Below are 25,069 nucleotides of genomic sequence, written 5' to 3'. Positions count from 1 at the left end.
CCGGCTCACGGCTTGGCCCAGGAGCGCGGCTCGTCGATCCGGCGCGCGGGATGCACCGCAGCCGCGCCGGGATCGGAGGTCGAGACCGCCGCGCCGCGATTGGCCCAGGACTGCAGGTCGTCCAGCGCATAGACCACGCGTCCGCCGATCTTGCGGTAGGTCGGGCCGGTGCCGAAGGTCCGATGCTTTTCCAGCGTCCGCCCCGACAGGCCGAGGAATCGCGCAGCCTCGGGGGTGCGCAGAAAGCGGGGCGGAAAGGCGGCGGCGACGTCGTTCATCGTGCAGCTCCAGGGTCCGTCCCGGGCGCCCTGGCGACCGGCGGCGTGACCTCGGAGAGCGTGGCGAAAGATCGCACCCAGAGGGGATGGCGAACCGCGCCAGGGCGATTTCGCCTTCCGCTAGAGTTCGCTTTTGCGCCCCAGAAGCTGCAGGTGATGGCCGCGCGCCAGGCGCTCGCCGGTGCGCACCAGGCGGATGGTGCTGTCGCGCAGCGCCGAGGTCCGCCAGTCCTCGGCCGCGACGCGCGCGGCGCCGTAGAGCCGCTCGGCGATGTTGCGGTAGGTGGCGCCGGCGCGGTGCTCATCGAGCGCGACGAGGCTCATCTGCGCGCGCTGGTCGTGCGCCCGCAAGCGCGGTTCGGCGCGTTCGGTCTGTCCGCTCAGGCGCCGCAGAAACTGCAAAGCCGCCGTCGTTGCGACGCTGACCTCGCCGCCGGACGGAACCACGCAGGCGATCGGATCGCCGCAGCGGAGCGGCGTCGGCATCCACAGCCGGTGCGCCTCGGTTGGCGTGCGCAGCAGCGCATGCACCCCGTCGGCGCCTTGGCGGGCGACATAGGTTCCAGGCCAGCGGCGCGGGTCGAAGCGCAGCGCATCGGGCGCCGGGTGAGCGGCGCGCGTCAGGACGACGGTGCGCGCGTAGACCTCAGGCCGCCAGAGGACCAGTTGGGCGCACGCGGAGACTGCGGGATCGGCGGCGAAAGCTCAGGCCCCAACGAGCCCAAGGCGCAAAGTCCGCGCGCTCGGCCTCGTCGGAGCCTGCCTTTATCCAGGTGCGAAACTCGTGCTGATAGGCGGGATTCCGGCGCAGGAACTCCCAGGCCAGATCCGTCGGCGACAGCGCGCCCAACCCTGCGTAGCGCTCTTCTGAGCGCCAGTCCTCGTCACTCAAAGCGCGCACTCCTCCAAGAGCCGCGCCCCCACAGCGTAACGATTAAAGAACACAAGTGTCGGTTGTGTGAAGCCTAAAGTTGAGTCGCCTGTACAGCTCAGCTTTCGCTGAGCCGGAGCAAGTGCTGATAGCCTTCGTCGCGCAGCCATTGCGCACGCGCCAGGTGCGTGGCGTGCATGAGCCGGGCCTTCTCGACGCCACGGCCGACGTCGAGCCGCATGACGACTTGCGCCACCTCGCGCCAATCGGCGCCCGCGGCCTCGGCGTCCAGCAGGCGCAAATAGAGGGCGGCGTGCTCCCGATCATAGTCGGTGAGCTCGCCCGCGGGCGCGCGCTCCTGAAGGCCCAGGGGGTTCATGCCGTGAGCCTACGGCGCCCGCAAAAGGCCCGGTACAACCCAGGGCTTAACGGGGCGCTATTTCTGCAGCAGCTCGATTGGCTCGACCCCGAGCGCGGCGGCGAGCGCCTCGAGGACGTCGAGCGAGGCGGCGTATTCCTCGCGCTCGAGCGAGCTGACGTAGTTGGCGGTGATGTCGGCACGCGCGGCGATCTCCTCCTGGGACCAGCCCTTGGCCTGCCGAAGCTGGCGCAGATTTCGGGCGAGGATGGCGCGCAGACTCATCACCCGCAGGCGAGCGTCGGCGGCCCTCGCGCTCCACCAAGTATACTTGGAATTCGCGCGGCGGCAGCCGCAATGCGGCCGCGTGCGCGATCCGGCGAGTCCGCCCATGCTCCCCGCGCGGCGGCGATTGGCCCGTCGCCAGGCCGGGCCTGGGCCGCACGAGGATCAGCTGACGATGAGCAAAACCGCCGCGCTTCTCCTGCTGGTCCTCGCGGCGCTGCTGGAGACCGGCGGGGACGCCCTCGTGCGCAGCGGCCTGCACGCCGGCGACGGACGCTGGCGGATCGCACTGATCGTGCTCGGCGGCGTGGTGCTGACAAGCTACGGGCTCGTCGTGAACGCCCCGCCCTGGGACTTCGGCCGCCTGCTCGGCGTCTATGTCGTGCTGTTCTTCCTGGCGGCGCAGCTGATGAACCTCCTCGTCTTCCGCACGCCGCCATCCCCGCCGGTGCTGATCGGCGGGCTGCTGATCGCCGCCGGCGGGGTGGTGATGAGCGTCGCACGCTAGCCGCGTGAGCGGTCAGGGCCGCCGTCAGGCGGCCCGCTCCCGCTGCGCCGGCTGGCGGCCGTGCAGGAACTCGCAGGCGCGCTGGGCGTGCGCCGCGGCGCTGAAGATGCAGCGCTTGTCGTTCTGCAGGACCTTGAGCCAGCTCTCGATGTAGGCCGCGTGGTCCTCGCGCGGCGTCAGCGCCAGGCCGAGGTCGGCGCAGAGGAAGGCGGCCCCGAGTTCGGCGACCAGCTCCTCGCGCGCGTAGCCTTCGTCGCCCCAGGCCCTGCGCCCGAAGTCGCGGTCGAGGCGGCTCGGGTGGCGCGTCCAGTGGGTGCACTCGTGCGCGAGCGTCGCGTAATAGCTCTGCGGATCGCGGAAGCTCTCGAAGGGCGGCATCTGCACATGGTCGGGATGGAGCGCGTAGTAGGCGCTGGTCCCGCCGTGCCGGATCTCGGCGCCCAGGGCGGCGAAGAAGGCCTCGGCGTGGGCGATGCGCGCCTGCGGCTCGAGCTGCGGCCCGGCGGTCGCGTGGAAGTGCCCGGGCAGGCCGTCGATCTGCTCGACGTTGAACACCGTGTAGGCCTTGAGGAAGGGGATCTCGCGCTCGACGTCCTGGCCCTTATCGTCGGTCTCGGTGCGCGTGAAGCGGTTGGCGTAGACCACGGTCGCGCCGTGCTCGCCCTTGCGCACGTGCGCGCCGAGCGCCAGCGCCTGGCGGAACGTCATCCAGATCGGCGCGGAAAATCCGCGCGCGACAGCTTCGGCCCAGAGCAGGACGACGTTGATCCCGCTGTAGGGCTGGCCGGTCGCGCGGAGCGGCCGGGTGATGCGGCCGGCGAGATGTTCGGCCGACCAGGGCTTGGTCCAGGGCCGCACGCCGCGGCGAAGATCGGCGAGGATGGCGTCGGTGACGCGGGCGTAGAGATCGGGGCGAGTTTGGGTGGGCGCGCGCGACATGGCGGGCTCCTTGAAGATGGGATTTTGGCGGGGGGGCCGCCGCCCCGCGCCGGCGGGGCGGCGGGCGGCGCGCTCACTCGGCGGCGCGGCTGCGCGACCAGATCAGGCTGTAGCCATCCTCGGCGTCCACGAGGCTGGCGTAGATCGGGGCCGGGAAGCTGGGGTCGTCGAGCTTGACCGAGAGATAGTCGCGGTTGTCGCGGGAGGTCCGCTTCCAGGCGGCCCCGAACTCGGTCTGGCCGGCGAAGATGCGGAAGTCCGGGCCCTTGTCGTTCTCGCTCGCGTTGGGCCGGAAGGCCGCCTGCTTGACGTTGAGGCTGAGCGTCTTGATCGCGCCGGTGTAGGCGCCGTCTTCGGTCTTGTGGAAGGTGCCGATGGTCGCCATGGGGAAGTCTCCTGTCGTCCTTGGGCCGCGCCCATCGCGGCCTCGATGGCGATCGGCAGGACGAGGGCGGCCGAGGCCCCGCACGCCGCAGGCGCCGCAGCGTCAGCGAAGGACCGCCGCCGGAGACTTGTTTGTCGCGCGAGGAATACCGCCGGACGGCCGAAGGCCTAAGAGGCGGCAGGGGAAAGAAGTCGGGAGGCGGCGGTTGCGGGGACTGCCGGGGCGAAGCCCGCATCCTCGGCTGAGATCCAGCCTTCGAGAGGCCGCGTCGGCGCCGGTCTGGCGACAGCAGCCGCCCTGCCCGGCAGCCCCTCGGCCCATCCAAATAGAACGCCCGCGCCGCAAGCTTCGGCGCAGGCGCTCAGTCGTGCGATGTCAGGCTATTCCGCCGCCAGCGACGCCGCGATCTCGGCGGCCGGCAGGGCGGTTCGCAGCAGCGGCGGCAACCAGCCGGTTCCGGCCAGCGCCTGTTCGGCGGCCTGCGCCATCTCGCGCTTGGTGAGCCCGGCCAGCCGTTCGGCTGCCGCGTCGCCGGCCCCCTCCCGCACGGCCTCCAGGATGCGCGCCTTGGTGACCCGGCCGAAATAGGTCTCAGCCGTCGCCGTCCAGGTCAGCCGCATGTCGAGCCCCGCCGCCTCGGCGAGCGCGTCGGCGTGGCTCCAGGCGCCGGGCCGCCGATCCAAGGGATTGCGCACGGCGTTCACGCCCAGGCTCACGCAATGCGCCAGGAGATCGAGCAGCGCCCCGCCGTCGAGCGCGCGCACGAACGTCCAGGCCTCGCCCGCCTCGCGCGGTAGCCGCGCCGCCCAGGCCGCGTGCCGTTCGGCGATCCGCTGTCCCGCCGCGCTCTCGCCGGCGCCCGGCGCGTGCCCGTCGAGGTAGGCCGAGACCAGCTTGGCGTCGAGGCAGGTCGGCTGGTCGTAAGGCGGATAGAAGGTCCGCAGCGCCAGCGCATGGACCAAGGCCGTCAGCGCCAGGGTCGGATCAGAACCCAGGGCCTCGCGCAGGCCGAGCGTGCGATAGGCCGTCAGCTCCAGCACCAGCCGCTCGGACAGGGGGGCGGTCTCGTCCTCAGCGGAGTCTTCCGGGCGGTCCAGCGCCCCCTCCCCGGCGCCGGCTGCGCCCGCATCCTCGCCCTCGCCGGCCGCCTCGGGACCGGGCGCCGGCGGCTCGTCCTGCGGCCGGATAAAGCCGCGCTCGATGCGGGCCGCCCCGTCGTGGCCGAGCACCACGAAGACGCCGCCGCGCGCCAGCTCCTCGGGATCATAGGCGACCGGCTCGCCGAAGGCTTGTAGCGCCGCGTCGAGGTACTTGAGCCGGGCGTCCACCTCGCCGGGCAGGTCGTCGGCGCTCTCCCACTGGCTCACCAGGGCGTCGAATTCGGCCGAGAGCGCCGCGATCTGCGCCTGCTCGGCCTCGCTGCGCTCGATGGCGCGCGGGTAGACCCGCCGACAGCCGTGCCCGTGCGGATAGTCCAGCGCCGCGCTGGACCACCTCCAGCCCTCGCGCGTGCGGACCTCCACCGCCAGGGCCTCCAGCTTCTCGAGCCCCAGCCGGTCGAGCAGGGCCACGTCTTCGAACCAGCCGCCGCCGTCTTCGGTGAAGAGGTCGCGCAGGAGGGTCCCGCCGGCCTCCGCATAGGCTTCGGCCCCGACGAAGACCGCGCGACGGTCATGGGCGGGGGCCTTGGACTCGGTCATCGCCCGGCGGATCACCGGGGCCGAGCGGTTCCAGCTGAGCTGGTCATAGACCTGCTCCTGGCGCTCGTGATCCTCGCTGACGGCGAAGGCCATCAGCTGGTCGAGGGTAAGGCCGTCCTCGCGATAGATCGCCATCAGCTTCGGCGAGACGGCGGCGAGGCGCAGCCGCTGGCGAACCACGTGGGCCGAGACCCCGAAGCGGGCGGCGATCTCCTCGGGTCCAAAACCCCGCCGTTCGGCCAGCTCGCGGAAGGCCTCGAACTGATCGGCCGGGTGCATGTCGCTGCGGGTGACGTTCTCGTCCAGGCTGATCTCGTGCGGGTCGTGGGCGGTGTCGACCACGCAGCGCACCGGCTCCGTCTTGCGGATTTCCTTGCGCTGGGCGCGCAGCCGAAGCGCGCGCCGACGCCCCTCGCCGATGGTCACCAGATAGCAGCCGGTCGGCGCGCCGGCCGCGTCCAGCTCGGGCTCCACCACGGGCGCCTGCAGCAGACCCTTGGCGGCGATGGAGGCGGCCAGCGCCTCGATCGCCGCCTCGCTGTGCGGCGTCTTGCGGGCGTTGCGCGGCGACGTCTTGAGCTTGTTGAGCGGCACCTCGATCATGGCGCCGGACGGGGTCACGGTCTCAGAGGTCATGGGTCAGCTCCTTGGGTCAGGGTTGCAGGCGCCAAGCGCGCGCCTGCGGCCCTGCCCGTCGGCGAGACCGGGTGTGCAAGCGGAGGGGCGGCTTCGCGGGGAACCGGCTGCAGGGCCCCTGACGGCCCTGCAGGTCCTGGCGCCCGGCTAAGGGGACCGAAGCTGGGCGGAAGCCGCTCCGAAGCGCGCCGAGGGCGGAGCCCTAAGCCACGAGCCTAATGAGAAGGCTGCAAGGAGCCTGCGTGCGGCCCAAGGCCGGCGCTGCACGGCGGGACGCGCCGACGAGCGGCCGGCGGCGCGCAAGCGCCCGCCCCAAGGGTCGCGCCCGTAGGAGCCGCGGAACGCGGCGGGACCGAGCGCGACCGCCGGGCGCTCTCCGAATCCGCACGGGGTGTTGCGGGGGCCGGCCCCCGCTGAAGGGGTCGGGCGAGACCTTCAGGCTCGACCGCAGGGGAAGGCCTTCCCCACCGGCCTACATGGCGTCAGATCCGACGTTCAGTCTCGCGGTGCAAGCTGCGCACTGCGGCCACATAACCGATCTCGGCCAGAAGCTTTGGCCGGACCTGCGAGAGCTCGAACAGGCCGTGGCGGGCGAAGGGTTCGGCCGCGACCTTCAGGAAGCGCTCGATGCGGGCGTCGTCGCCTGGAAGGCCCAGAAACGCGGCTTCGCGATAGGCGGCGACCAGATCGTGCCGGATCACATCGCGGTTCCAGTCGTCGCTGCGGCCCCGGCTCAAGAGATAGGCCTTGAAGATCAGTTCGAGCGCATAGCAGGCGGACGAGAGCACCACCTCGCCGTCGTGGCCCGCCGCGACAGCGACTTCCGCGCCGCGCAGGAATCCGTCGGCGTTGACGAGGAAGGTGCGCGCCAGTTCCGTCTGCGCATCCGTCGGGACCAACACAGCTGCGCCTTGCGCATCGAAGCGGGCCGCAATCCATTCGGCGAGGTCGGCCACGGCCTCGGCTGGGCTGCCGAATGGCCCGCGCGCTGGCGCGCGGGACTCCTGCCAGAACCAACCCCATCGGCCACCGCAGAGGTCTTCCCGGGTCCCGTCCGAGCGCACGACGTCGATAGAGAGTTCATCGAAGGCGATATGCATCACGCACCCGGGGAAGGTGTGAGGAGGCGATCAAGCTGGCGACGGCGCCGTCTACATTCAAACTATATCGGCGCTATAGGCCGGCTGGCGCGGCGGCGCGGAGTTCGAAGCGCTCCGGGCGCACGGCCTGAAAGAGCGCCGCGGGGTCGGCGGACGCCTCCAGCCAGGCGCCCCACTCTTCGGGTTCCAGGATCACCGGCGCGCGGTCGTGATAATCGGAGAGCCAGCCGGCCGAGGGCCCGGTGAGGATCGTGAAGCTCCGGACATCGCCCGCATCCGGCGTCGTGCAGCGATCCCAGAGGCCGGCGAACCAGATCGCGCGGCCGTCGGCGCGGGCGAAGCGATGCTTCACCTTGGCGCCCTTCTCACCGGTCCATTCGTACCAGGCGCTGGCCGGCACGATGCAGCGGCGCTTGGCGAAGGCGTCGCGGAAGGTGGCGGCGCTGTGGCAGGTCTCAACCTTGCAGTTGAAGGTGGTGAGCTTGAAGCCGTCGTCGGCGCCCTTGGCGCTGTCCTTCAGCGGCTTGCCGGTGCGCCAGAACGGGACCAAGCCCCAGCGCATCTTCTCCAGCGTCCAGGCGCCCTCCTGCACGTGGGCGACGAGCTGCTCGGTGGTCGGCCGGACATCGTCGTTCGGCTGCAGGTTCAGCGGCTCGGTCCGGACCGGCAGGAAGCGCGACAGCTGCTCGTGAATGTCGCGCCAGTAGAGGTGGGAGGTGTCGAACCGGCCGCACATGCGCCCTCTCCGCTCAATCCGCCTCAGACTGGCCGGCTCCACGCCGGCCGGCAAGCCGCCGTTCCACCCAGCTCGGCCGATCGTCCCGCACCCGCGGATCGATGGTGAGCGGCTCATGGCCGGGCATGCCCGGCGCCTTGGCGTGGAAGGTCACCACCCCATGGCAGAGCAGGCGCCGGCAGCGGGCCTTGCGGTTCCACAGGCTGACGTTCGGGCCGCGGACGAAGGCGATCAGCTTCAGGTCGACCCGCATCATCAGGCCGCAGCGCTCGCAGCAGGAGATCACCTCCCAGCCCGCCCGCGCCATCTCGGCCACCGTCCGGCCCTGGCCGTAACGGGCGCGCAGGCTCACCCGGTCGGGATTGGGAGCGCCCACGTCAGTGGCGCGCGGTTGGTCCGGGGAGCTGGCGCAGGAATTTCCAGCCGCCGTGGGCCCGATCGATCTCGAACCAGGCGTACTCGCCCACAAACGCCGGGACCTCCTCGGGCGAAAAGAACTTCCAGGGCCGCCGACGGCTGCCTGGCCGGATGAACAGGCTGAGCGTACGGCGGCCGTCGTCGGCGCCGGACCGCAGCCGCTCGATCTTGAACACCATCACCCGTGACATCGCCTCGCTTCCAAGCGAACAAAAACAGAACATGCCAACTAAAGCGACTCCGCCGCGGTTGTGATCCACAGCCTTGGCGCTCACCCGGCAGGCGCTGCGGCCAGGATGATCACCGGAACTTTACGAACTTTACGGAATTGACGAAGCTACAGTTACGATCCAAATTCCCGGGGCAAGGATCCACCCCATGACCAAGGCTTCATCCTCAGGCCAGAAGGCGACGGGCCGCTATGTGACGCGGTCGAGCGTGAGCGACGCGCCGCGGACGACGGCGCGCGCGACCACGACGGGCGAGTTCACCGTCGCCCTGCCGTCGAAGTCCGTCCAGGCCCTCAACCCGCGCAAGTCCGGCGTCCGCGCGGTCATGCAGGTGCTGAGCGAACGTATCGCCGAGAGCCGGGAAAGCGGCCGCGCCACCGGGTTTTGGGTGGACGTGGATCCCAACGGCCAGCCGCGGGTGCGCGCCGAGCAAGCCGGCGCCGCCACGCCGGCCGAGCCCCCCGCCGATAACGATGACTTGGAGGCGGCGCTCGCCGCCGCGCGCGAACGCGGCCGGTTGCGGGCCGCCGAGATCCTCTCGGGCCAGGAGATGCTGAGCGCCGAGGCTTTCGCCGAGCTGCTGGGCGTCAGCCGGGTCACGATCAACGCCAAGCGCCAGAAGCACGAGGTGCTGGGGCTGGACGGGGCCAAGCGCGGCTTCCGCTTTCCGGCCTGGCAGGTCGATGAGAACGGCAAGCCGTTTGCGGCCCTGCCGCAGCTGTTCGAGCGTCTCGGCGACAGCCCCTGGACCGTCTACCGGTTCCTGATCCAGCGCCACCCCGAGCTGGAGGGGGCGAGCGGCCTGGATGCGCTGCGCCGCGGCCGAACCGAAGAGGTCCTCGACGCGGCCGAGAGCGTCGCGGCCGGGGCCTTCGGCTAGGTGGCGCGCCGCGAGCCGCCGCCGGGATTCGCGAAGGCGGCGCTGGATCTGACCCGGATCCCGACCGGCCAGCTGTTCGGGCGCATCTATCACCAGCGCTTCACCGACCCGCTGGGCTACGGCAAGACCCGCAGCCGGTTCAGCGATCCACGCCGCCGGACGTCCGAAAATCGCTTCGGCGTCCTCTATCTCGGCTCGTCGCTGAAGGTCTGCTTCCTCGAAGCGCTGCTCAGGGACGAGCGCGACGGCCTCATCGGCGACTACCTGGTGGACGAAGGCGAACTCGACACCCGCCGGTTCGCCCAGATCGAGATCCGGGAGGAGCTGACCCTGGTGGACCTGACCGGGGACGCCCCGGTCCGGATGGGCGTTCCGAGCGACGTTCCCCGGTCCTCGAAACAGGCGCTCGCGCGCCGCTGGTCGCTCGCCTTCTATGAGCACCCCGCGCGGGTGGACGGGATCTGCTACGCCTCGCGCCTCAACGGCGAGGTGAACCTCGCCATCTATGATCGCGCGGTCGCCAAGCTGGCCCCGCGCGAGACGACGGCCCTGCGCGCTGCGTCGGGGCTCGCCCGCGTCCTCAACGGCCTGAACGTCGCGCTCGTGTGACGTTCCGACGGCCGCCAGCGGACATCAGCCGGGCTGATATCGCGGCTGGGCAGCTGCGCGCCAACAGCAAACCCTGGCGCCTCCTATGGGCTCTGGCGCTCAACGGAGCCGATCCCAATCTAACGGAAAACATCGAGACGGGCGGCGATGACCACAAAGGCGCATTGGGAGAGCGTGTATCGCTCCAAGGCCATGGACGAGGTGAGCTGGTACAGGCCGCACCTCGACGTGTCGCTCCGGCTTATCGAACGCGCCGCACCTGATCTTGGCAGCGCGATCATCGATGTGGGTGGAGGGGAGTCGACCTTGGTCGATGACCTCGTCGCCCGCGGCTACCGCGATCTGACCGTGCTCGACATCTCTCCGGCGGCCCTCGACGTGGCCCAAGCCCGGCTCGGTGCGGCGGCTACCTCAGTGCATTGGATTGCGGGCGACATCACCCAGACCGAGTTGGCGGCGGCCCGGTACGACGTTTGGCACGACCGAGCCGTATTTCACTTCCTGACGGACGAAGGGCAACGCGCGGCATATGTCCGTCAGGTGGCGCGCGCGGTGAGGCCCGGCGGCCACGTCATCGTGGGCACCTTCGGCCCGCGAGGTCCCGAAAAATGCAGCGGCCTCGATGTCGTTCGCTACGATCCGGCCGGGCTTCACGGCCAGTTTGGGCCGAAATTCCGCCTGCTGGAGAGCCTTACGGAGCTACATGAAACGCCTTGGGGTACGACCCAGGAGTTCATGTATTGCTTCTGCCGGCTCGACTAACGCCGGACGCCCGGTCTTGCTGATTAGATCCGCTGCCCCCTCCCCGGCGGATCTCAAGGTGTTTCTGGCGCTGACCTTCTGACGGTCCGCTCTTCGCGGCCGATCCGACAGCTGATCGCGCCCTTGAGTCACCGGATCGGACAGTTGCCTTGTCCTTCATCTGCCGCTACTGGATCCGCTCCTTTGGGGAGTAGCCGACCGCGCGTTCAGCGGGGCTCACGTCAACAGACTTGTCGGGCGACCGGCATGGCGTGAGCGGCCGAGAGGCACGGCGAGACCGAAGGCCAGCTTCCGCTCGTGGGTCGGGCGGGGAAGCCTGGCCTTTGGTGCGCGCCGCCTGACCCCAGGGAAAATCGATGAACCCGTTGCTCGTGAACGTGGTCCTCCTGCTGGGGTCGGCCGCCGTCATCTACTTCGCCTGCGAGTTCTTCGTGAATGGGGTGGAATGGCTGGGCCGCAAGCTCTCGGTCGGCCGGACGGCCACCGGCACGATCCTCGCCGCCTTCGGCACCGCCCTGCCGGAGAGCGTGGTCACCTTCGTCGCGGTGGCGTTCGGCAAGGGCGACGCTCAGCGCGAATTGGGTGTCGGCGCCGCGCTCGGCGGGCCGCTGGTCCTGGCCACCATCGCCTACGCCACCGTGGGCGCGACCCTGATCCTGAGCGGTCGCCATCTGCGCCGCACCGGCGACGTCAGAAAGCAGTTCCAGCGCCTCAGCCGGGACCAAGGGTGGTTCCTGACGATCTTCATCGTCAAGCTTTCGGTCGGCCTGGTCGCCTTCGCCTTCAAGCCGTGGCTTGGCGTCCTCTTCCTCGCCGCCTACGCCATTTACTTCTGGCGCGAGATGAGCCGCGACGAGAGCGACGAGGCGGAAGAGCACCTGGAGCCGCTGATTATCGCCCGCAAGCGCCAAGGTGAACCGCCCCTTAGCCTGAGCGCCCTGCAGACCGCCGTGGCGCTCGTCGTGATCTTCGGGGCGTCGCGCCTGTTCGTCAGCCAGCTCGACGCGCTCGGGCCAGCGCTCGGCATGAAGCCGCAACTACTGGCGTTGCTTCTCAGTCCCATCGCGACAGAGCTTCCCGAAACGATGAACGCCATCATCTGGGTCCGTCAGGGCAAGCACCGGTTGGCGCTCGCCAACATCAGCGGCGCGATGATGATCCAGGCCACTGTCCCGACGGCGTTCGGTCTCTTCTGGACGCCGTGGCTGCTCGATCGCTCGCTGATCCTCGCCGGCGGCGTCACCGCAATCGCCGTCGCGGTGATGTTCGTCTCGTTCCGGCGCGGCGTGATCTCCCGCGGGTTCCTCGCCAGCATGGGACTGTTCTACGCCCTGTTCGCCGCCCTCCTCGTCCTGCTGCACCTCTGAGATGGCCAAGCCGATGTCCGAACTGATCGCCGAACACCCCCGGCCGGGGCATCACCACAATTTCCTGAGCGCTGTCCACGAGGCGAGCGAACGACGAACCTGGGCCGTGATCTGGCTCTGCGGCGCCATGATGGTCGGCGAGATCGTGGGCGGCTTGCTGTTCGGCTCCATCGCCCTGGTCGCCGACGGCCTGCATATGTCCACGCACGCGGGCGCGCTCGTTCTCGCGGCGCTGGCCTACACCTATGCGCGCAGGCATGCCGCAGACCCCCGCTTCAGCTTCGGGACGGGCAAGCTTGGGGACCTGGCGGGTTACACGAGCGCGATCATCCTTGCGATGATCTCACTCCTGATCGGCTACGAGGCCGTCAAGAGGCTGCTCCATCCGGTCGCGATCCATTTCCGGGAGGCGATCCCCCTCGCGGCTCTGGGCCTTGCCGTGAACGTCGCCAGCGCCTGGCTGCTGAGCGCGGGCGGCCACCACCACCATGGTCATGGGCACGAACATGATGAGCACGACACCGATGCTGAGGTGCGCGAGCTAGCCACGAGCCTGGGCCTGCTTCGGGTGGAGGTCTTCGAGGACGATGTTCCTCCCTGCTTCAGGGTGGCCGTTCAAGACGGGCGCCTGGATGCCGGCGCGGTGACCATCGAGACCGTTCGGGCGGATGGCGTGCGCCAGACGTTCGAGTTCGAGGACCACGGCGAGTTCCTGCAATCCTCGGACATCATCCCGGAACCGCACGAATTCACCGCGACGGTCCAGGTGGGTGAGGAGACGCACGTGCTGGCGTTCGCCGAGCACGACCATCATCATCACCGCGACAACAATCTGCGCGCCGCCGTCGTCCACGTGCTGGCGGACGCCGCCGTCTCGGTCCTGGTGATCGCCGGCCTCGTGCTGGCGCGCTTCTTCGGATGGACCTGGATGGACCCGCTCGCAGGGATCGTCGGGGCGTTCGTCATCGCAAGTTGGTCGTACGGGCTTATCCGCGACACGGGTTCGATTCTGCTCGACATGAACCCCGACAAGAAGCTCACACGTCAGGTGCAGGCGCTCGTGCGAGCGTCCGGGGACGAAGTGACCGACCTCCACGTCTGGCGGCTCGGGCCGGGGCACTTGGGCGCGATCCTAAGCGTCCTGACGCGCTCGGACCGCCGAGAGGATTTCTATCGGGCCAAGCTCAAGGCCTTTCCCGCGCTGTCACACATCACGGTGGAGATCGTCCGCCGGTAATTTTATCGGGGTACGCGCGGCCTCGGGGGCGCCCCACTATCACGGCGACTGCAACAGCGGCGGCGATCCAGCCCCAGCTTCGGCCTGAGCGCTTATGAACAACGGATCGAAGCTGAGTGTTCGGCCTCGACCAGCGGAATCCAAATTGCGGACCTTCCGCACGTGGAAAGCGATGCCGTCAATTGAACCTGAATTTAAGGAGCGGCAGGGGTGCGATATCCAGCCGGCGGTTGGCCGCCGACCAGTAAGCCTGGTGGAATTCGAACTCCCGCCGCCCGGCCTCGCGGCACTTCTGCTCGATCACCTGCATGATCCTCCGCTTGTCATTGTCAGGGGTCCTCAGTCCGAAGATCACGCCGGTGAGCGCGCCGAAGTCGTAGCGCGCCTTGCGCAGGGGCTTATCCAAGGCACCAGACGAGGAGAGCACGAGCCGGTGTTCCCGTTCATGGGCCCACTCCGGCGTTTTGACCGCCTGGCTGCGCTGGAAGCGGTCCCAGTAAGCCGTCCGCCACGCCGGGGTTTCGGCGTCGAGGTCGCGGATCAAGGGGCTGCGCCGGCCTTGGTCATCAGCGAGCCAGTCACCGATCACCTTGTAGCGCGGGATGTTGCCGAGGGAGCTGAAGAACTCGATCTGAGGCCGCACAGGCGAATAGCGGACCTTTTGGAATGAGAGCACGCGCTTGCCGATGTGAGGCTTGATGCCGTCGGAATTTCCTTGCCAGCCGCTGAAAGCCTCCAGTTCCAGGCCGACCCCGCTCTCGACAGGCTGAGTCGCGAACTTGAGGCAGACTCCGCGGTGATGATCGCCATAGACGCCCCACATCGCAGCATTGCGCGGATCCTCCAGAAAGCACGCCACGTGCCAGGGCGGATAGACCATCGCCTCAAGGCCCTCCACATAGCGATCCGGGAACTTGCGCGTGAAGAAGCGCCACGCCTCAGCCTGCTCAAGGGCGGGATCGCCGTAGTCGTGGATCAGGGCGAGCTGGGCAGCTGTGTTGCGGGCGACGGAGAAATAGGTGGCGGCCCTGCGTCGGGTCAGCGGCGCCAGCTTCCGCATCGCATCGATCTGCCCGGACAAGGCGGCTTCGCTGCGCGCGACCTGCTTTTCGTCGGGGGCGGCGGCCGCTGTCAGCATGCCCCGATCAATCATCAGGTTGAGGAGCGCGCCCACGGCCGATGGGTGCAGCGTCCAGAGCCAGTAGGCCAGCTCGTCGCGGCCGATCCGCCGGCGGCGATCCGCCAGATGGGCGATCAGGCGCTTGGCGGGCGACTTGGCCAGAATGGCGGAGGTGAACTCTTCGAGTATCGGCGCGATCGGCTGGTCCTTCACGTCGACGCGGGTCAGCCAGGCGAGACCCAGCTGAGTGTCGGCGTCCATGGGCTCGTCGAACCCATAGGCGGCGACGTGCACCAGGGAGACGAGGTAGTTGCGCAGCAGGTTGCGCCAGAGGATGCCATCGCCCCGCCAGACCACGTCGAGGTAGCCCTCCATGGGGTCGTTCAGCTCGCCCGTCGGGGCGAAGTAGATCTCCTGGCGCGCCAGTTCTGCGTGCTCGCCCAACAGGCCTTCGACGGAGCGGAAGCGATAGAGATGGTCCATGCGAAAGCAGCATGATCGCAGCGCCGCGCGCCTGTCGAGCCGACGGCGGAAACAGCTCAGAAACCCAAGGCCTAGATAAGTGTGACCGCGTCGCCACAAGATATAGGGAAATCCACAGCCGAATCGTGCTTAAGGTGTCGAACTGCGTTAACCGCGTCTTGAGATATCGTTGGCCGGCCCCATACTGGAGCTGAGAGCCGGCGATTCGGTTCGCGACCTGCGGGGTCGTTCCCGCCAAAAACCGTCCGATGACGACTGGATGGAGCCGTGGGCTCGCTCGTGCAGCGACGCCCCGTCCTTTAGGGACGCGCCGCTCATCAAGTTGGGTGGGGAGGCTGGCGCTTAATTCTGCGGCTTAGGCGGCCGCAAAAACCGGGGGGATGGGCCGACCTGGACCGTCATACGCCCTTCCCCCCGTCGTACCGTTCCGAATCCGGCCCGGCCGCGCGATCTTATGCATCGCGCACGGCGGCGCACAACTGCGCCGGCGCCGGGTTTTTCACCTCTTGAAGGGAAATCCCCTATGACGCCGGGCATCGCCCAACAGACCATGCTTCCCGATCCGTCCTTCAACCAGGCCTGGGACGCCATCAAGATCGCCGACCAAGTCCGCAAGCGGCTGGTCAACCAGGCCCTCCTGGGCCTCTCCATCCGCCCGAAGGTGGCGTTCGAGGTCGCGCCCCTCCACGGGCTCATCGTGCTGGCGGGCCCTCCTGGCACCGGCAAGACGACTCTGGCGCGGGGCCTGGCCAGCCAAGTCGCCGCCGCCCTACCGGGCCAGCGGGTGGTCTTCATCCAGGTCGATCCGCACGCCCTGGCCAGCGCGTCGCTGGGCAAATCGCAGCAGGCGGCCACCAAGCTGTTCGACCAAACGATCCCCGAAGCTGCGCAAGGCGGCTGCGGCGTCGTCCTGTTGGACGAGGTCGAGACCCTCGCCGCCGACCGGCAGCGCATGAGCCTGGAAGCTAACCCAGTCGACGTGCACCGCGCCACCGATGCGGTGCTGGCGGGCGTGGACTTGCTGACCCGGAAGCACCGAAACGTGCTGCTGATCGCGACGACAAACTACCCGCAGGCCGTCGACCCCGCGTTCATGTCGCGAGCCGACCTAATCGAGATGATCCCACCGCCGAACGCCGAGGCGCGCGCGGAGATCATTCGCGACACCCTTATGGGCCTGGCGAAGTCGTGGCCTGGGGTGGGTGGCCTAGTTAGCCACGTGAACGCCTTCGCGGCGGCGTCCGACGGCCTCGACGGCCGGCGGCTACGCAAGGCGGTCGTGGGTGCGGCCGCCCTCGAGCTCGAAACGGCGAAGGATCCGGGAAAGATGAACGCCCAGCAGGTGTTGGCCTCGCTGCAGCAGGCGAAGCGCAACGCCAAGGAGGCTGGCCGTGAAGCTGCGTAGGGACATCGCGGTCACCCCGCAACGCGCCGGCGCGGAAGCCTGGGCGGAGATCGTCAAGCTGATCACCGGGCCGGGCAGCCAGGCCGTCGACCAGCTGACGGCCGCCGCCAGCGTCATGGCCACCCTGCTCACCGAGGAGGACTACGCCGACCACCCGCTCACCCTGAAGGGCAAGTGCATGCGGCTGGTGATCTACGGCGTCTATGGTGCCGACGCCATCAGCCTGGAAGACCCCGATCCGCTGCAACAGAACCCGACAGAAGGGGAATGGACGCTGTTCGTCCCCTGCCCCGAGGAAGACTTGGACTGGACCAGGGACGCCCTCGCCAAGCGGGCGCCGAGGATCCAGGTGCACGGCCTCGACGAAACGCCGGCCGAGCTGGCCGAGGAGAAGGCCGACGCCACCCAGGGCTTCGCCATCGACTGGGGAGCCGTCAGCTGATGAGCGTCTCCACCTTCACCTACACCCGCACCCACACCGCGACCTACGTGGCCGACAACATGCGCAACCAGCTGAAGCGCATTATCCAGGCGGCCGGCCTGTCGCCGGAGGACCTTGCCGACAGCTGGAACGTGCTGGGCGAGGCCGTGCGCACCTGGCTGCGCAGCGGTCACCTGAGGAAGGTGATCCTGGAGTTCTACAAACCTGGCAGCGACAAGCTCGAAGGCCGCTGGGACTTCGACATCGACTACGACGGCAGCGGCGTCGACGACGACATGTGGGTCGACCGCGAACACCTGCGCCGTACCATCGAGAAAGCCGGCCAGCCGCCGCCGGGCTGCGTTTATCGGGTGGTGCTCCGCCACGACCCCGAAGCGCCGATGGTGACCGGCATGTCGAGCACCGACCTGCGCGCCACCGATGGCTTCACCAGCCGCGCCGCCGGCACCTCGATCGCCACCTCGGACATCATGGCCGGCCTGAACTACTGGAGGCGCTCGTGAGCAAGGTCAGCGACGCCTTCCAGACCTTCAAGACCCGGCTGGAGATCACCCAGACCGAACAGGACGATGCTTCTCGGCGGCAGAAGGACGTTCGGGCTACCGTCCAGGCCAACTTCGACGTCGAGCGTGATTTCCTGACCGGCAGCTATGGCCGCCGCACCAAGACCAAGCCTCTGAAAGACATCGACATCTTTGTGGTGCTGGGCAAGGACGAGAAGTGGCGGCGCGACAAACACCCGAAGGGCGTGCTGGACGATCTCGAAAAGTGCCTGGTCGACGCCTATGGCGAGGACCAGGTGGAGCGAGACCGCCGTTGCGTCACCGTCTACTTCCAGAAGAAGAACCAGACCCAGCACGAGGACGGCAAGGTCCTCAGCCTTGACGTGGTCCCCGCCTTCGGGATGAAAGACGGCTACGACATTCCGGACGACACCCTGGGGACCTGGATCAAGACCGATCCGGAGATACACGCGGAAGAGGCGACGGCGAAGAACAAGGCGCTGGCCGGCGGCTGGGTCCCGCTGGTGAAGATGCTGAAGAGCTGGAATCGGTCGAACGGCAAGTCGATCACCCCCTCCTACCTCATCGAGGTAATGGCGTTGGAGCTGGTGGACGGACCGTTCAGCAATTTTCCGGACGAGGCGCGTCGGTTCTTTGCCGCCGCCCAGGCCACGGTCGGCGACGACTGGCCCGACCCCGCCGGCCTCGGGCCGCTGGTCTCCGACGAAATGACGGCCGCACGTTGCGCCACCGCCCGACAGAAGCTGCGGGAAGCCGAGGTCGCTGCGACCCGCGCCTTCCGCGCCGAGCAACAGGGCTATGAGGGCGAGGCCGTCCGGATCTGGAAGGAGATCTTCGGCGACTTCTTTCCGGCCAGCTGACATCAGCCGGCCGGGACACCCTCCTCCGGCTTATCCTTCAGCAGGCCGGCGTCGCGCAGCATAGCCTCGGCTCCGACGTTCATCTGCGCCTCCATCCTGTTACGGAGCAGCGGATACATGAAGGGCAGGATCAGCGGGCTGGAGACTCGCCGCGCATAGATGGAGTTCTGAAACTCGCGGGAGCGTTCGGCGCAGTCGTCGTCGCTGCACCCGCCGGCCTTGGCCCGATCCCACAACGCCTCAGATTCGCCCTTCACCCGCTCCTGGGCGTCGGCGGTGTCTTTATGACGGTTGCGCTCACGGATGGCCCAGATCAGCACCGGCGAGGCCGGGACAATGGCGGTAGTGACCAGGTCCAGGAACTTCAGATCGAGGTAGATGGCCGCGCCCACCAGTCCAGCCGTCACCGCGACGGCGAAGATCACGATGACGCCGCCATAGGTCCGCCGCAGGCTCGCGTCGTACCACAGGTTGGTTCTCTGGCAGACGATCCGCGCCAGGGGCAGCGGCGCCTGGCCGACGACGACCGGATACCAGTTGCGGATCTTGGCCATCTTGGCCTCGCCCTTGTAGCGCTCGGCCGCGCCGTGGATGGTCTCAGCGTCCAGCCGCGGACCTACCACGAAGGCGTTCCAGGGCAGTTGAAGGACCTCGACGTCGAACATCTCGGCCATCTTGGCGGCGGTCGCCAGCAGCTTGCGCTGCGCCCGGTCTAACACAGCGGCGTCCAGGAGAGACGCCGCGACGGACGCCAAGGCCACGTAAGGCCTGGTCGCCGGGTTGTTGAGTCCGATCATCGCGCCGATCACCGGAGCCAGGACCGTGACCACGAGCTGCAACCACTGGTTTACGGAGGCCTGGAAATAGGTGGCCTGGCGCGCGCGCATGAACTTGAGCGCACGCTCCGAGTTCTGGGTCTGCGGGATGGTGTTGGTCACGCGACTCTGCCCTCCTGCCGAAGCTCGTCGAATAGCTCGGAGAATGTAAGGTGCAGCTGTGACTCAGGCCACCGTCGTCGCCCGCGCGAGGGCGGGCGCTCAGCCCCTAAGTCTGGTGCGGACCTTCCCAAAGTTGCCAATGAGTCAGGAGCACTCATGAAGGCGGCGAAGCTGCGATGTGCGCGGAACCGAACTTTTCGGAGATCCGGTCCAGCCCTGCACACGACATGCGGAACGGCGCCGCTTGCTGTGCGCCCGAAAGCGGACGCTCCCAAGTTCGCCTAAGAGTCAAAGTCGCTCAGAACGCGGCGGGCCAAGTTCGCCCCCTAGGCTGCGCGAGCCGACGAGCTGGCCGCCTGCTCGCTGCGCCACGCTTCAAGGTCCCCGAGGGCGTAGACGACGCGGCGGCCGATTTTCCGGAACCGCGGCCCCGTGCCCATCCAGCGATAGGTCTGCAGCGTGCCGACGGTATGGCCAAGGAACGCCGCCGCGGCCGGCGTATCCAGCCACTTCGTCTCGATGACCTCGCCCAGCACCCCTTTCGTGCCGGGCGGCGCCGGAACAACATTAGCGCGGCGGGCTGGCTTGGCCGGACCCGATGACGTCGTTCCCATCAAGCGGGCCACTTCCGCCGATATGCGGTTCGCCGCGTCCTTGAGGGGATGGTCGGCCAGGTGAGCGTAACGGTGGGTGGTCTTGGCGCTTTTGTGCCCGAGGAGGGAGCCGATCACGAGCAGGCTGTCGCCGCTGGCCGCGCCCAGGCTCGCGAACGCGTGCCTGAGGTCGTGCAGCCGCACGTCCGATAGGCCCGCGGCGGCGCGGATCCGCTCCCAGGTCGATTGAAGATCGACGATGTGTCCCTCGCCCTTTCGCCCGGGCAGCAGGTAAGGGTTTCCGACCACCTCCGGCACCGCCTGGATCACCTCCAGGGCGGCGTCGCCGATATGCACGATCTTCGCGCCGGTCTTGCTGTCCGGCAGCCGCAGACAGCTGTTGTGCTCGTCCACGTAGCTGCGCTTGAGCGTGAGGATCTCGTTGCGACGGCAGCCGGTCAGGATGAGCAATCGAATGGCCGCGAGCGCGTACGGGCTCTCGACGCCCAGGGCTTCCGCCGCGGCGAGCGCCTCGCCAAGCCGCGCAAGCTCGGCCGGGGAGAGAAAGCGCTCGAGCTTCTTCTCGGGATACTTCCGGACGCCCAGGGCCGGGTTGTCGGGCCGCACGCCGCGGCGGACGCCGAAATTAAACGCGGCGCAGAGGGTGGTGATCGCCGAGTTCGCCGCCCCCTTCCCGCCCGTGACGCGCGCGAGACCCCGCTTGCGCGCGGTCTTGCTCCGTTTCGCGGTGCGGCCTGCGGCGATGTCGGTCAGCAACTTGTCCACGTCGCCGGGTGTGACCGCGTTCGCCGGCTTGGAGCCCAGAAGCGGCTTGATGTGGTTCTCGATGTCGGCCTTGGCGGCCACGACGGACAACGGCTTTCGGGTGGCGAGCCCTTCGGTGACGTAGAGGTCGCACAGCTCGGCCACGGTGAGCGCCTTGCGATCTTCGGCCTTCTCGTCCTGGGGATCGACACCGCCGGCGACCTGGCCGAGCAGGATCTTCGCCCGGTCCCGCGCCGTCTCCGGCGTCCAGGGCGAGCCATGCGTTCCGATCGTGAAGCGCCGCGAGCGTCCACCGATCCGGTACTGGAGAATGTAGCTGCGCTGGCCGCCGCGACTGACCTTCACGCCGAAGCCCACCACCTCCGAATCCCAGAGGAAGGCGTCCTGCGGGCCGAGCGCCACGCTCTCGACCAGCTTGCGGGTGAGTTTGACGCGCTTGTTCGACATGGCCGACCGTCCCTGGATCACCGTCCGGATCGGCCGCCGCCACCTCGCGCCAGTAAGCACATAGTAAGCAGCAGGGCCGAAATCCGAGGGTGGAACCTCGGGACCCCGGCGAGCTAAGTCAATGATACGTAGTGGTTTTTCGAAGAACGTCGTGATTTGGAGTAGGCTGTGGATCGCTTGGTAAGGCTGAGGTCGGCAGTTCAATCCTGCCCGGCGGCACCACCATGAAGAAGGCCCGCAGCCGCGCTGCGGGCCTTCGTATTAGACAAGCTGGTCTGGCGCCTCAGAGCGCCAGGTTCAGCAGCGCCGGGTCACCGCCCTGAGCGGCGATGTTGACGCTCACGGCCCGTTCGACCGCGTATCGGAGCAGGGCGTGCGGACCGCCCGCCTTGGGCCCAGTGCCCGAGAGACCTTCCCCCCCGAACGGCTGGACCCCGACCACGGCGCCGATCATCGAGCGGTTCACATAGGCGTTGCCCGCGGGCACGGTTCGCTGGACCTCCTCGGCGAAGGATTCCAGGCGGCTGTGCACGCCTAGGGTGAGCCCGTAGCCCGCCTCCACGAGCGGCCGGGCCGCCTCGGCAAGGTTTGCGGAATCGTATCGGACGACGTGCAGGATCGGCCCGAAGACCTCGCGCTGCAGGAAGCCCGCCGTCGGGATCTCCGCCAGCACCGGGCCGAAGAAGTGGCCGCCAGCAGGTGCTTCGCACTGATGCAGTCCCCTGGCGCCGGTCCCGAGCCGCTCCAGGTGCGCCGCCAATCCCGCGCGGGCCTCCTCATCGATCACGGGCCCGATGTCGGTGCGAGGGTCCGCCGGATCGCCGACCACCAGCGTGTCCATAGCGCCCTTCAGGCCCTCGATGAGCGCATCGGCGGTGTCGTTCGGCGCGAACAGGATGCGCAGCGCCGAGCAACGCTGCCCGGCCGAGCCGAAGGCGGACGCCACGACGTCGTCGATCACCTGCTCGCGAAGGGCGGTGGTGTCCACGAACATGGCGTTCAGCCCGCCAGTCTCGGCGATGAACGGCACGATCGGCCCCTGGCGCGCCGCCAGGGTCCGGTTGATGGCCCAGGCCGTTTCGGTCCCACCCGTGAAGGCGACGCCGGCGCATGCCGCGTGCGCGACCAGCGCCTGGCCGACCGTCGGGCCATCGCCCGGCAGCAGGTGAAGGAGCGCCGCCGGCAGGCCCGCGGCGTGAAAGAGGCGCACCGCTTCGGCGGCGACCAGCGGCGTCTGTTCTGCCGGTTTGGCCACCACTGCGTTGCCAGCCGCCAGCGCGGCCGCGATCTGACCGGTGAAGATCGCCAGCGGGAAGTTCCAGGGGCTGATGCAGGCGAACACGCCGCGCCCATGCAGGGACAGCCGATTGGTCTCCCCGACGGGGCCCCTCAACGTGTCGGGCGCCGCGAACTGGGTCTCCGCCAGATAGGCGTAGTAGCGGCAGAAGTCGGCCGCTTCGCGCACTTCGGCCACCCCGTCGGCGAAGGTCTTGCCGGCCTCGCGCGCGCAGATCGCCACGAGGCGCTCTCGATGGGTCTCCAGTGCATCGGCCATGGCGCGCAGGATCGGGGCGCGCCCTTCCCCGCCGAGCGCGTCCCACGCTGGCTGCGCCGCCTTGGCCGCAACATAGGCCGCCTCGACCTCTGCCGGGGTTGCTGACCAGACCCGTCCCAGCCGGCAGGAAAGGTCGGCAGGCGAGGCGCGATCGTCCGCCGCGCCAACCTTGACGAGCTTGCCGTCGATGATGGGGCCGGCCTCGAGGGTTTCGCTGTTCAGCGCCGCCACAGCCGCCGTCAACGCTTGGCGATCGGCCGCCGTCGAGAGGTCCATGCCCGTCGAGTTCCGACGGCTCGGCCCATAGAGATCGACGGGCAGCGGAATACGCGGATGCGGGCCGCCACCGGCGGCTTCAACGGCCGAGATCGGATCCGAGACCACCTTCTCCACCGGCGTCCGCTCATCGAGGAGCGCATGGACGAACGAGGTATTGGCGCCGTTCTCCAGCAGCCGACGCACGAGGTAGGGCAGCAGGTCCTCGTGGCTTCCGACCGGCGCGTAGACCCTCAGCGGGAAGGCGCCGTAGCGATCCCGCGCCCCGGCATAGAGCGCCTCGCCCATGCCATGCAGCCGCTGGAACTCGGGCGACAACCCGACCTGCTTGGCCATCTGCCGCACGGCCGCCAGCGTGTGGGCGTTGTGGGTGGCGAACTGGGCGTAAAGCGACGGCGCCGCCGCCAGCAGGGCGCGAGCGCAGACCAGATACGACAGGTCCGTCGCCGCCTTGGTCGTATAGACCGGGTAGCCGGACAGGCCCGCCACTTGGGCGCGCTTGATCTCGCTGTCCCAGTAGGCGCCCTTCACCAGCCGCACCATCAGCCGCCGACCGCTCTCGCGCGCGATCCGCGCCACGGCCCCTATCACCTGCGGCGCGCGCTTCTGATAGGCCTGCACCGCAAGCCCAAGGCCCCGCCACTCGCCCAACTCCGCCTCACGCGCCAAGCGGTCGAGCAGTTCCAGCGAGATCGCCAGACGGTCGGCCTCTTCGGCGTCGATGGTCAGGTTAATGTCCCCGCGCGCGGCGAGTTCGGCCAACCGCTTCACGCGCGGATAGAGGTCGTGCCAGACGCGCTCCGCCTGCCTGGCCTCGTACCGCGGCGACAGCGCCGAGAGTTTCACCGACACGCCATGGCCGGCCTCGGGCCCCTTGCCGCCCGAACGCTGCCCCACGACGGCGATGGCCGCCGCATAGGCGGCCTCGTACCGGTCGGCGTCCGCGTCCGTGCGGGCGCCTTCGCCCAGCATGTCGAAAGAGCAGACGAACCCGTTCTGGTCGGCCCGCTTGAGCGCCTGGTCGATGGTGGTGCCGAGCACGAACTGTTCGCCCATGATCTTTACGGCCGCGCCCACCGCGCGGCGGATCACCGGCTCGCCAAGACGTCCCGCCAGCCGACGGACGAAGCCGGGCAGGTCGGCGCGCGCCTCCTCGTCCGGATCGATGACCTTGCCGGTCAGCATCAGGCTCCAGGTCGACGCATTCACCAGCAGGCTGTCCGAGCGTCCGATGTGGCTCGCCCAATCGGCCGACGCGATCTTCTCGGCGATCAGCTTGTCCCGCGTCTCTTCGTCGGGCGTTCGCAGCAGGGCCTCGGCGAGGCACATCAGCGCTAGGCCTTCCCGGGTGGAGAGGCTGAATTCCTGGAGGAAGCTTTCGACGACGCCCTGCTTTCGCGCGCTGCGCCGCGCCGCCCGCACCAGCGCTTCGGCCTCGGATCGCACCGCCGCTCGGTCGTCGTCTCCGAGCGGCTTGGCCTTGAGCGCCGCCGCGATGGCGGTGCGCTCATCGGTGAACTTTGCGCGATCCAGATCCTCGAACGTCATCGCCTCGCCTCGACTGAGGCCGCCGACCAGTTCGACGACCGCGATATCATCGGGATATTTTAATTCGGGCCGAATATCCTACGTTTGTACATCACAATCTCCGGCGAGAGCATCCGCAAATGGCCCCGAACCCGAATGACCTTCGGCTCGACGATATGGACAAGCGCCTCCTGCGAACGCTTCAGGCCGACGGGCGCATCAGCAATCAGGATCTCGCCCATCGCTGCAACCTTTCGCCGTCGGCCTGCTCCGAACGCGTTCGCCGGCTGCGCGAGCACGGCTACATCACCGGTTTCAGCGCCGTGCTCGACCCGACCAAGGTTGACCGCTCCCTGCTGATCTTCGTCGAGGTCGTCCTCGATCGCACCACCAGCGATGTGTTCGAGGACTTCGCTGCGGCGGCGCGGCGGGCGCCCGACATCCTGGAGTGCCACATGGTGGCCGGCGGCTTCGACTATCTGGTCAAGGCGCGCGTCCGCGACATGGCGGCCTATCGCGCCTTTCTCGGCGACGTCCTGGTCGACATGCCCGGTGTCCGCGAGACCCGGACCTACGCCGTGCTGGAAGAAATTAAGAGCACCAGCCTGCTGCCGATCTAGCGCTTCGTGCGACGCGTGAGGAACTGAGCCTCGAGTTCATGTTCCGCCTCGTGGGTCTGCACGGCCAGCCGCCGTTCGGCGTCGCAGGCCACCACTTGGGCGCCGCGCCTGGCGAACCCGGCTTCCAGATCCGCCATCGTGGGCTTCGCCGGCAGGATGTAGAGGCTGCACGGGCGCGCCGCTTCGGCCGGCATT

The 25,069-nt window shown here is 68.7% G+C and carries 28 protein-coding genes and 1 riboswitch; of the genes, 11 read left to right on the top strand and 17 right to left on the bottom strand.

Features of this window, described 5'->3' with window-relative positions; all coding sequences use genetic code 11:
* Nucleotides 1-5: 5 nt before the first annotated feature.
* The 5 genes from DJ017_RS10475 to DJ017_RS10460 all read right to left on the bottom strand — a co-directional run bounded on the left by DJ017_RS10475 (nucleotide 6) and on the right by DJ017_RS10460 (nucleotide 1,792).
* Nucleotides 6-278, bottom strand: coding sequence for a helix-turn-helix transcriptional regulator (locus DJ017_RS10475; RefSeq protein ID WP_111528673.1), 273 nt, complete (start codon nucleotides 276-278; stop codon nucleotides 6-8).
* Nucleotides 279-398: 120 nt separating this feature from the next.
* Entirely contained in the window at nucleotides 399-809 is a 411-nt protein-coding gene (locus DJ017_RS10470; protein WP_111528672.1) for a DUF2285 domain-containing protein, read from the bottom strand.
* A gap of 115 nt (nucleotides 810-924) precedes the next feature.
* Complete coding sequence (locus DJ017_RS21040; protein ID WP_227000097.1) at nucleotides 925-1,179, bottom strand: transcriptional regulator domain-containing protein; 255 nt, start codon at nucleotides 1,177-1,179, stop codon at nucleotides 925-927.
* Nucleotides 1,180-1,267: 88 nt separating this feature from the next.
* Complete coding sequence (locus DJ017_RS10465; RefSeq protein ID WP_111528671.1) at nucleotides 1,268-1,528, bottom strand: DNA -binding domain-containing protein; 261 nt, start codon at nucleotides 1,526-1,528, stop codon at nucleotides 1,268-1,270.
* A gap of 57 nt (nucleotides 1,529-1,585) precedes the next feature.
* On the bottom strand, nucleotides 1,586-1,792 hold the full coding sequence (locus tag DJ017_RS10460) for a helix-turn-helix domain-containing protein (protein WP_111528670.1): 207 nt from the start codon (nucleotides 1,790-1,792) through the stop codon (nucleotides 1,586-1,588).
* 175 nt (nucleotides 1,793-1,967) lie between these two features.
* Here DJ017_RS10460 and DJ017_RS10455 point away from each other — a divergent pair, with 175 nt between their 5' ends.
* Nucleotides 1,968-2,300 carry a hypothetical protein gene (locus DJ017_RS10455; RefSeq protein ID WP_111528669.1) on the top strand — a complete coding sequence of 111 codons (333 nt, stop codon included), beginning with the start codon at nucleotides 1,968-1,970 and terminating at the stop codon, nucleotides 2,298-2,300.
* A 24-nt stretch (nucleotides 2,301-2,324) separates the two neighbouring features.
* Here the strand turns inward: DJ017_RS10455 and DJ017_RS10450 are convergent, their stop codons facing one another.
* The 7 genes from DJ017_RS10450 to DJ017_RS10420 form a co-directional block, all read right to left on the bottom strand.
* Entirely contained in the window at nucleotides 2,325-3,239 is a 915-nt protein-coding gene (locus tag DJ017_RS10450) for an ArdC family protein (RefSeq protein WP_111528668.1), read from the bottom strand.
* A 73-nt stretch (nucleotides 3,240-3,312) separates the two neighbouring features.
* Entirely contained in the window at nucleotides 3,313-3,624 is a 312-nt protein-coding gene (locus DJ017_RS10445) for a DUF736 domain-containing protein (RefSeq protein ID WP_111528667.1), read from the bottom strand.
* Nucleotides 3,625-4,004: 380 nt separating this feature from the next.
* Nucleotides 4,005-5,960, bottom strand: coding sequence for a ParB/RepB/Spo0J family partition protein (locus DJ017_RS10440; protein WP_111528666.1), 1,956 nt, complete (start codon nucleotides 5,958-5,960; stop codon nucleotides 4,005-4,007).
* Between the two features lie 482 nt (nucleotides 5,961-6,442).
* On the bottom strand, nucleotides 6,443-7,060 hold the full coding sequence (locus DJ017_RS10435; protein ID WP_133255445.1) for a hypothetical protein: 618 nt from the start codon (nucleotides 7,058-7,060) through the stop codon (nucleotides 6,443-6,445).
* A 73-nt stretch (nucleotides 7,061-7,133) separates the two neighbouring features.
* Entirely contained in the window at nucleotides 7,134-7,796 is a 663-nt protein-coding gene (locus tag DJ017_RS10430) for an SOS response-associated peptidase (protein WP_165830596.1), read from the bottom strand.
* Nucleotides 7,797-7,809: 13 nt separating this feature from the next.
* Nucleotides 7,810-8,172: a hypothetical protein gene (locus DJ017_RS10425; RefSeq protein WP_111528663.1), complete on the bottom strand. Its 363-nt coding sequence runs from the start codon at nucleotides 8,170-8,172 to the stop codon at nucleotides 7,810-7,812.
* A gap of 1 nt (nucleotide 8,173) precedes the next feature.
* The gene (locus DJ017_RS10420) at nucleotides 8,174-8,404 is read right to left on the bottom strand and encodes a hypothetical protein (protein WP_133255444.1); all 231 of its coding nucleotides are present in this window, start codon (nucleotides 8,402-8,404) and stop codon (nucleotides 8,174-8,176) included.
* A 187-nt stretch (nucleotides 8,405-8,591) separates the two neighbouring features.
* On the opposite strand from DJ017_RS10420, the gene DJ017_RS10415 reads away from it, so the two are divergent.
* The 5 genes from DJ017_RS10415 to dmeF all read left to right on the top strand — a co-directional run bounded on the left by DJ017_RS10415 (nucleotide 8,592) and on the right by dmeF (nucleotide 13,298).
* Complete coding sequence (locus DJ017_RS10415; protein WP_111528661.1) at nucleotides 8,592-9,323, top strand: XRE family transcriptional regulator; 732 nt, start codon at nucleotides 8,592-8,594, stop codon at nucleotides 9,321-9,323.
* Nucleotides 9,324-9,932, top strand: a complete 609-nt coding sequence (locus DJ017_RS10410) for an RES family NAD+ phosphorylase (RefSeq protein ID WP_111528660.1) — start codon at nucleotides 9,324-9,326, stop codon at nucleotides 9,930-9,932.
* A 147-nt stretch (nucleotides 9,933-10,079) separates the two neighbouring features.
* Nucleotides 10,080-10,694 (top strand): class I SAM-dependent methyltransferase, encoded by a 615-nt coding sequence (locus DJ017_RS10405; protein ID WP_111528659.1) that lies wholly within the window; start codon nucleotides 10,080-10,082, stop codon nucleotides 10,692-10,694.
* 178 nt (nucleotides 10,695-10,872) lie between these two features.
* Nucleotides 10,873-11,036: riboswitch (yybP-ykoY riboswitch) on the top strand.
* Nucleotides 11,037-11,050: 14 nt separating this feature from the next.
* Nucleotides 11,051-12,061 (top strand): sodium:calcium antiporter, encoded by a 1,011-nt coding sequence (locus DJ017_RS10400; protein ID WP_111528658.1) that lies wholly within the window; start codon nucleotides 11,051-11,053, stop codon nucleotides 12,059-12,061.
* A 13-nt stretch (nucleotides 12,062-12,074) separates the two neighbouring features.
* Nucleotides 12,075-13,298: a CDF family Co(II)/Ni(II) efflux transporter DmeF gene (dmeF, locus tag DJ017_RS10395; protein WP_111530048.1), complete on the top strand. Its 1,224-nt coding sequence runs from the start codon at nucleotides 12,075-12,077 to the stop codon at nucleotides 13,296-13,298.
* 178 nt (nucleotides 13,299-13,476) lie between these two features.
* Here the strand turns inward: dmeF and DJ017_RS10390 are convergent, their stop codons facing one another.
* The gene (locus tag DJ017_RS10390; RefSeq protein ID WP_111528657.1) at nucleotides 13,477-14,901 is read right to left on the bottom strand and encodes a DUF2971 domain-containing protein; all 1,425 of its coding nucleotides are present in this window, start codon (nucleotides 14,899-14,901) and stop codon (nucleotides 13,477-13,479) included.
* Nucleotides 14,902-15,424: 523 nt separating this feature from the next.
* Here DJ017_RS10390 and DJ017_RS10385 point away from each other — a divergent pair.
* From DJ017_RS10385 to DJ017_RS10370, 4 genes are read left to right on the top strand one after another with little or no spacing between them, the layout of a single operon-like run.
* The gene (locus DJ017_RS10385; protein ID WP_111528656.1) at nucleotides 15,425-16,306 is read left to right on the top strand and encodes an AAA family ATPase; all 882 of its coding nucleotides are present in this window, start codon (nucleotides 15,425-15,427) and stop codon (nucleotides 16,304-16,306) included.
* Nucleotides 16,293-16,748, top strand: coding sequence for a hypothetical protein (locus tag DJ017_RS10380; RefSeq protein ID WP_111528655.1), 456 nt, complete (start codon nucleotides 16,293-16,295; stop codon nucleotides 16,746-16,748). Before DJ017_RS10385 ends, DJ017_RS10380 begins: the two co-directional genes overlap by 14 nt.
* Nucleotides 16,748-17,251, top strand: coding sequence for an HORMA domain containing protein (locus DJ017_RS10375; RefSeq protein ID WP_111528654.1), 504 nt, complete (start codon nucleotides 16,748-16,750; stop codon nucleotides 17,249-17,251). Before DJ017_RS10380 ends, DJ017_RS10375 begins: the two co-directional genes overlap by 1 nt.
* A complete protein-coding gene (locus DJ017_RS10370; RefSeq protein ID WP_111528653.1) occupies nucleotides 17,248-18,132 on the top strand; it encodes a CBASS oligonucleotide cyclase in 885 nt (294 codons plus the stop codon). The genes DJ017_RS10375 and DJ017_RS10370 overlap by 4 nt, the downstream gene beginning before the upstream one ends.
* A gap of 2 nt (nucleotides 18,133-18,134) precedes the next feature.
* Here DJ017_RS10370 and DJ017_RS10365 read toward each other — a convergent pair whose 3' ends face one another.
* The 3 genes from DJ017_RS10365 to putA all read right to left on the bottom strand — a co-directional run bounded on the left by DJ017_RS10365 (nucleotide 18,135) and on the right by putA (nucleotide 24,275).
* Complete coding sequence (locus DJ017_RS10365; protein ID WP_111528652.1) at nucleotides 18,135-19,070, bottom strand: S-4TM family putative pore-forming effector; 936 nt, start codon at nucleotides 19,068-19,070, stop codon at nucleotides 18,135-18,137.
* 326 nt (nucleotides 19,071-19,396) lie between these two features.
* On the bottom strand, nucleotides 19,397-20,896 hold the full coding sequence (locus tag DJ017_RS10360; RefSeq protein WP_111528651.1) for a tyrosine-type recombinase/integrase: 1,500 nt from the start codon (nucleotides 20,894-20,896) through the stop codon (nucleotides 19,397-19,399).
* 283 nt (nucleotides 20,897-21,179) lie between these two features.
* Entirely contained in the window at nucleotides 21,180-24,275 is a 3,096-nt protein-coding gene (gene putA / locus DJ017_RS10355; protein WP_111528650.1) for a bifunctional proline dehydrogenase/L-glutamate gamma-semialdehyde dehydrogenase PutA, read from the bottom strand.
* 119 nt (nucleotides 24,276-24,394) lie between these two features.
* On the opposite strand from putA, the gene DJ017_RS10350 reads away from it, so the two are divergent.
* Nucleotides 24,395-24,874, top strand: coding sequence for an Lrp/AsnC ligand binding domain-containing protein (locus DJ017_RS10350; protein ID WP_111528649.1), 480 nt, complete (start codon nucleotides 24,395-24,397; stop codon nucleotides 24,872-24,874).
* On the opposite strand, the gene DJ017_RS10345 is transcribed toward DJ017_RS10350, so the two are convergent.
* Nucleotides 24,871-25,068 carry a hypothetical protein gene (locus DJ017_RS10345; protein WP_111528648.1) on the bottom strand — a complete coding sequence of 66 codons (198 nt, stop codon included), beginning with the start codon at nucleotides 25,066-25,068 and terminating at the stop codon, nucleotides 24,871-24,873. The two genes, DJ017_RS10350 and DJ017_RS10345, sit on opposite strands and share 4 nt — an antisense overlap.
* Nucleotide 25,069 lies beyond the last annotated feature (1 nt).

The sequence above is a fragment of the Phenylobacterium soli genome, assembly GCF_003254475.1.
In the GTDB taxonomy this organism is placed as follows: Bacteria; Pseudomonadota; Alphaproteobacteria; order Caulobacterales; family Caulobacteraceae; genus Phenylobacterium; species Phenylobacterium soli.
This window is presented reverse-complemented; position numbering and strand designations above follow the sequence as displayed.

Excerpts from the sequence above, each read along its gene's own strand:
- DJ017_RS10475 (WP_111528673.1), bottom strand. The coding sequence starts at position 278 with ATGAACGACGTCGCCGCCGCCTTTCCGCCCCGCTTTCTGCGCACCCCC.
- DJ017_RS10465 (WP_111528671.1), bottom strand. The coding sequence starts at position 1,528 with ATGAACCCCCTGGGCCTTCAGGAGCGCGCGCCCGCGGGCGAGCTCACC.
- DJ017_RS10460 (WP_111528670.1), bottom strand. The coding sequence starts at position 1,792 with ATGAGTCTGCGCGCCATCCTCGCCCGAAATCTGCGCCAGCTTCGGCAG.
- DJ017_RS10455 (WP_111528669.1), top strand. The coding sequence starts at position 1,968 with ATGAGCAAAACCGCCGCGCTTCTCCTGCTGGTCCTCGCGGCGCTGCTG.
- DJ017_RS10450 (WP_111528668.1), bottom strand. The coding sequence starts at position 3,239 with ATGTCGCGCGCGCCCACCCAAACTCGCCCCGATCTCTACGCCCGCGTC.
- DJ017_RS10445 (WP_111528667.1), bottom strand. The coding sequence starts at position 3,624 with ATGGCGACCATCGGCACCTTCCACAAGACCGAAGACGGCGCCTACACC.
- DJ017_RS10440 (WP_111528666.1), bottom strand. The coding sequence starts at position 5,960 with ATGACCTCTGAGACCGTGACCCCGTCCGGCGCCATGATCGAGGTGCCG.
- DJ017_RS10435 (WP_133255445.1), bottom strand. The coding sequence starts at position 7,060 with ATGCATATCGCCTTCGATGAACTCTCTATCGACGTCGTGCGCTCGGAC.
- DJ017_RS10430 (WP_165830596.1), bottom strand. The coding sequence starts at position 7,796 with ATGTGCGGCCGGTTCGACACCTCCCACCTCTACTGGCGCGACATTCAC.
- DJ017_RS10420 (WP_133255444.1), bottom strand. The coding sequence starts at position 8,404 with ATGTCACGGGTGATGGTGTTCAAGATCGAGCGGCTGCGGTCCGGCGCC.
- DJ017_RS10415 (WP_111528661.1), top strand. The coding sequence starts at position 8,592 with ATGACCAAGGCTTCATCCTCAGGCCAGAAGGCGACGGGCCGCTATGTG.
- DJ017_RS10405 (WP_111528659.1), top strand. The coding sequence starts at position 10,080 with ATGACCACAAAGGCGCATTGGGAGAGCGTGTATCGCTCCAAGGCCATG.
- DJ017_RS10400 (WP_111528658.1), top strand. The coding sequence starts at position 11,051 with ATGAACCCGTTGCTCGTGAACGTGGTCCTCCTGCTGGGGTCGGCCGCC.
- dmeF (WP_111530048.1), top strand. The coding sequence starts at position 12,075 with ATGTCCGAACTGATCGCCGAACACCCCCGGCCGGGGCATCACCACAAT.
- DJ017_RS10390 (WP_111528657.1), bottom strand. The coding sequence starts at position 14,901 with ATGGACCATCTCTATCGCTTCCGCTCCGTCGAAGGCCTGTTGGGCGAG.
- DJ017_RS10385 (WP_111528656.1), top strand. The coding sequence starts at position 15,425 with ATGACGCCGGGCATCGCCCAACAGACCATGCTTCCCGATCCGTCCTTC.
- DJ017_RS10375 (WP_111528654.1), top strand. The coding sequence starts at position 16,748 with ATGAGCGTCTCCACCTTCACCTACACCCGCACCCACACCGCGACCTAC.
- DJ017_RS10360 (WP_111528651.1), bottom strand. The coding sequence starts at position 20,896 with ATGTCGAACAAGCGCGTCAAACTCACCCGCAAGCTGGTCGAGAGCGTG.
- putA (WP_111528650.1), bottom strand. The coding sequence starts at position 24,275 with ATGACGTTCGAGGATCTGGATCGCGCAAAGTTCACCGATGAGCGCACC.
- DJ017_RS10350 (WP_111528649.1), top strand. The coding sequence starts at position 24,395 with ATGGCCCCGAACCCGAATGACCTTCGGCTCGACGATATGGACAAGCGC.
- DJ017_RS10345 (WP_111528648.1), bottom strand. The coding sequence starts at position 25,068 with ATGCCGGCCGAAGCGGCGCGCCCGTGCAGCCTCTACATCCTGCCGGCG.